Annotated in this window: 7 protein-coding genes; 3 read left to right on the top strand and 4 right to left on the bottom strand. The window is 66.2% G+C overall.

Annotated elements, in window-relative coordinates:
- The 3 genes from HY726_03910 to HY726_03920 all read left to right on the top strand — a co-directional run.
- Positions 1–334 (top strand): hypothetical protein (locus HY726_03910; protein MBI4608135.1); only part of this gene is annotated, 334 nt, incomplete at its 5' end.
- A gap of 29 nt (positions 335–363) precedes the next feature.
- Positions 364–642, top strand: a complete 279-nt coding sequence (locus HY726_03915; GenBank protein MBI4608136.1) for a hypothetical protein — start codon at positions 364–366, stop codon at positions 640–642.
- Between the two features lie 78 nt (positions 643–720).
- Positions 721–1,917: an MFS transporter gene (locus HY726_03920; protein MBI4608137.1), complete on the top strand. Its 1,197-nt coding sequence runs from the start codon at positions 721–723 to the stop codon at positions 1,915–1,917.
- A gap of 66 nt (positions 1,918–1,983) precedes the next feature.
- Here HY726_03920 and HY726_03925 read toward each other — a convergent pair whose 3' ends face one another.
- The 4 genes from HY726_03925 to HY726_03940 all read right to left on the bottom strand — a co-directional run.
- The gene (locus HY726_03925; protein ID MBI4608138.1) at positions 1,984–2,844 is read right to left on the bottom strand and encodes an intradiol ring-cleavage dioxygenase; all 861 of its coding nucleotides are present in this window, start codon (positions 2,842–2,844) and stop codon (positions 1,984–1,986) included.
- 31 nt (positions 2,845–2,875) lie between these two features.
- Entirely contained in the window at positions 2,876–3,607 is a 732-nt protein-coding gene (locus HY726_03930; protein ID MBI4608139.1) for an ABC transporter ATP-binding protein, read from the bottom strand.
- A complete protein-coding gene (locus HY726_03935) occupies positions 3,597–4,322 on the bottom strand; it encodes an ABC transporter ATP-binding protein (protein MBI4608140.1) in 726 nt (241 codons plus the stop codon). Before HY726_03935 ends, HY726_03930 begins: the two co-directional genes overlap by 11 nt.
- On the bottom strand, positions 4,322–4,471 hold a 150-nt coding region (locus tag HY726_03940), incomplete at its 5' end, for a branched-chain amino acid ABC transporter permease (GenBank protein MBI4608141.1). The genes HY726_03940 and HY726_03935, both read right to left, overlap by 1 nt.

Raw genomic sequence — 4,471 nt, forward strand, 5'->3', positions numbered from 1 at the left:
CCGCATCGAGGTCGACCTGCTGAAAGGCGACCGCGCGAGCATCCGGCGGGCCATCACGCTCGTGAAGCGCGAAGACCCCCTCGGCTACCGCGTGCTCTGCCGCTTCGTCGACCGCGTCGTGGAGGAGCGCTGCAACGCGGCCGATTCCCGGATCGACCCGTCGCTGGCGCAGCAGGGCTGGGAGGCGCCGGGCTGCTACCTCAAGGGCTCGCGCGTCGTCTATCTCCGGCCGGAGGTGACGGCGAGCGAGGCCGTCATCCGAAAGCGCGCGGATGCGCTCGTGAAGTACGCGGCGTACAGCCGCGACTTCTGGCTCCAGCGCGGGGGGCGGTAGATCGTTCGGGAGGGCCCGGCAAGGCCGGGGTGGCCGGCGCCCCCGGGGCCGTGCTCAACGCCGTGAACGACGCCCTGGCGCCGTTCAAGGCGCGCGTCACGAGCCAACCGATCACTCCCGAAATCGTTCTCTCGCTCGGGGTCTCTCTCTCCCCACAGCCTGAGCGCCGCCTCCCGGAAGGGCTCGAGCAGCTCCTCCCGTCGATAGGCGAAGATCGCGCGGAGCTGTCGGCGCACCAGGGGCGCGTGCGCGACACGGCCCAGCGAACTGGGGCAGCAAGCACGGTTGAAGACCACTCCCGAGCGTAGTACCGTTTCCCGGGTTCGACCGTGGCAATGGTGGACGCGCAACCCCTCTCTCGTAAGCGCCGATCCGGCTGGGCGGTCGTGGCCGCCTCGTTCGCCGTCATGTTCGGCGTCTGGAACCCGTACGCCGGCTTCGGTGTGTTTCTCCCCATCCTCGCCGGAGAGTTCGGATGGGGCCGGGGCGCCATTTCCCTGGCCGCGTCGCTCAACCTTTTCGTGGGTGGTGCCATTGCCTTCGGGGTCGGCGCTGCCAGTGACCGGTATGGACCGCGGGGCATCCTCGCCCTGAGCGGTCTCATGGTCGGCACGAGCTATCTCCTCGCCTCCACCATGAGTACCCTGTGGCATCTCTACCTCCTGCTGGGGTTCCTCCTCGGGGTTGGCATGTCGGGCATGTACGTCGTCCCCACCGCGACCGTTTCCCGGTGGTTCGTGACACAGCGCGGACTCGCCCTGGGCGTGGTGCTGGCGGGCCTCAATCTGGCCTACGTCACCGGCGCCCCGCTGTCCGCGTTCTTCATCAGCACATTTGGCTGGCGGGCGGCCTACCTCCTTCTCGGCGGCCTGGTACTGGCTGTTGCGGTCCCCGCGAGCCTGCTCATCCAAGCCCCGCCATCCGGGAACCATGCCCGGCGTCCGATCGCCGAGGCCGCGGGAAGAGCGGTTTCCGAAGCCACAGTCCGCGAAGCCATGAAGGACCGTCGCTTGTGGTTCCTCCTGCTGACATGGTTTCTCCTCGGCTTTGCCCTCATGATCGTCGTGGTCCATATGGTCCCTTACCTTCACGATCGCCGGCTGAGCCTCGCGATCGCGTCGCTGGTGCTGACCATCTACGGCGTGAGCAGCATCGCCGGCAGGATCCTCTTCGGCGCGACAGCAGACCGGCTCGGCACGGCGCCCACTTTCTGGTTCTGCTCGATCCTCCAGATCTTGAGTCTCACCTCAATCCTGGTCGGGCCGTCCCCCTCGGTCCTGTATTTCCTCATCATGTGGTTCGGGCTCGGCGCGGCTGGCGCCGACACGGTCGTCGTGAAAGCCGCTGCGGAGACCTTCGGGGTCCGGGCCATCGGGGCGATTACGGGCGTCGTCGGCTTGGGATGGCGGTGCGGGGCCGCCCTCGGTCCGACAGTGGCGGGGGTTCTCTACGACGTCACAGGCGCCTACACGATCGCCTTCGGCCTGGCCTCGGCAGGGTTGGTTGCAAGCCTCGTGCTCTTCACGCTGGGAATCTCAGGCCGGCGGCCGGCCCTAGAACATCAAACGCGGGGCACTCCCTGAGCGGGTACCCGCGCCGGACGCACACCCGCGGCTCTGCCGTGGGTGGCCGGCCCCCCTCCGAGGGTTTCAGGCCGCGGGCGTGAGCGCGAAGTCGTACTCCATGGTGTAGAACGGCGCCGCGACTCCGCGCGCCCGCGCTTCCTCCGCTGCATCGTGGCGGACGAACTCGGTCACGAGGGAGCTCTTCATCGCGAACACCGGATCTACCTCGAGATAGGGATCGTCCGCGACGAAGATGTGGGTGCAGAGGGTCTCGTAGCCCTTCGCCGAGACGATGAAATGGATATGAGCCGGCCGATAGATCTGGCGACCCAGCGCGACCACCATCTTCCCGACGGGTCCATCGACCGGGATCGGATAGCTTGCCGGCTTGACGGTCCGAAACGCATAGCGGCCGTCCCCGTCCGTCCGGAACTTGCCACGCAGGCTGAACTCGGGCGCGCTCGCCTGGCCCCCGTAAAAACCGTTCGGCGCGGCGTGCCAGATGTCGAGCAGCGCTCCGGCGAGCGGCGCGCCGTTCAGGCCGGTCACGCGGCCGGAAACGAACGTGGTCTCCCCACGTATCTTTTCAGCGATATTCGCCCCCGTCGGGAACTCTGGCGCGCCCTCGAGATAGAAGGGGCCGAGCAGAGTCGGTTCCGTGGCCCCTGACGGCACCGCGTGCGTGATCGCGTCCACCAGGATGGAGACCCCGAGCGTGTCCGACAGAAGGATGAACTCCTGCCGCTTGTCGTCGCACATCTGCCCGGTCTCCGTCAGGAACTTGATCCCCTGGAACCACTCCGTCTCGGTCAGGCCCACCTCGCGGACAAAGGCGTGCAGGTGCGTGACCAGGCTCGTCATGATCTGCTTGAGGCGTTTGTCCGGCGTGTGCTCGAGCTGTCGGAGAAGTGTGTCGGTGACCGTGTGTCCGGGGAAATCGCGCATCGCAAGACCCTCCCCTTCGGCTCGGGGCCGGCTAGACCCCGAGGTAGTACTTCTTGACCAACTCGTGTTCGCTCAGCTCCCTGGTGCTGTGCCCCTCGAACTCGATTTTACCGTGGACGATGATGTAGCCCCGGTCCGCGATCTTGGTGGCCTGGTTGAAGTTTTGCTCCGCCATCAGCACCGTGAGCTGATAACGCTCCTTCAGCTCCTTGATCTTCCCGATCACGCGGCTGACCAGGATCGGCGCCAGCCCCAGCGAGGGCTCATCCACGAGCAGCATCTTAGGGGCGGACATGAGGGCGCGGGCGATCGCCAGCATCTGCTGCTCGCCCCCGCTCATGCTCCCCGCCAGCTGTCGCCTCCGCTGTGCCAGGATCGGGAACGCCTCGAAGCAGAACTGCAGGTTCCGCTCAATGTCCTTGCGAGCGTCCGTCCGATAGGCGCCCAGGAGGAGGTTCTCATCCACGGTGAGCTTCGGAAAGAGCCGGCGCCCCTCCGGCACCAGGGTGATCCCCAGATTCACGAGCTGCTCGGGCGACTTTCCCACCAGGTCGATGCGTCGGCCATCGGTCTCGAGGAAGATCTCGCCGGCATCGGGTTGGACCATGCCCATGATGCATTTCATGAGGGTGCTCTTGCCGTTCCCGTTCGTGCCGAGCAGGACGACTGTCTCCCCCTCGTTCACCTCGAGGGAGAGCCCGTGTAGCACCCGCACCGCCCCGTAGCCGGCATCCACGTCTTTGACGACGATCCTACTCGCCAAGGTAGGCCCTCTCGACTTCTTTGTTGCGCAGGATGTCGTCCGGGGTCCCTTCGGCAATCTTCTCGCCCGCGTCGAGGACGACGATCCGCTCCGAGAACCGCATGACCGCGCGCATGATGTGCTCGATCATGATGATAGTCATTCCCCCTTCGTTAAGCTTGAACAGGATAGCCAGGATGTCGTCCACCTCCGCACTCGAGAGCCCCGCCATGGCTTCGTCCGAGATCAGCAGCTTCGGCCTCGCCGCCAAGGCCCGTCCCAGCTCCAGTTTCCGCATCTCAATCTGGGTAAGCCCTGCGGGCGTCACGCCGGCCGTCGACTCGAGCCCCATGAGCCTGAGAATGTCCATCGCCTCGGACGCGACGTCCGCCCCGTGGGAATGTGCGTGAGCGGCGTACTCCAGCGGGATGCACAGGTTCTCGAGAACCGTCATGCTGGTGAACGGCTTGGGAATCTGGAAGCTCCGGGCGATCCCCAGCCGGGTCCGCTGGTAGGCGGGAACGCCCGTGATGTCCCGCCCCTCAAAGACAATCCTGCCGCCGTCGTTCCGGAGCGCGCCGGAGACACAGTTGATAAGCGTCGTCTTGCCGGACCCGTTGGGGCCGATAAGCCCGAAGCGCTCGCGTTCCCTCACGCGAAGGCTCACGCTGCTGAGGGCCTGGAAGCCTCCAAACCGCTTCGTCACGTCCTGGACTTCGAGGAGCGTGTTGGTCATCAGGCGCGCTTTTTTCCCGCGAGCCGCTGAACCAGCCCGAGGATCCCTTCGGGCGCCAGGACGACGAAGGCCACGAGCACGACCCCGACGATCAGCAGGTTCAACTCCGACGAGATCGTTACCGTCGTCACCTGTTGGGCCGTGCCCAG

It is taken from the genome of Candidatus Rokuibacteriota bacterium (assembly GCA_016209385.1).
Classification (GTDB): domain Bacteria; phylum Methylomirabilota; class Methylomirabilia; order Rokubacteriales; family CSP1-6; genus JACQWB01.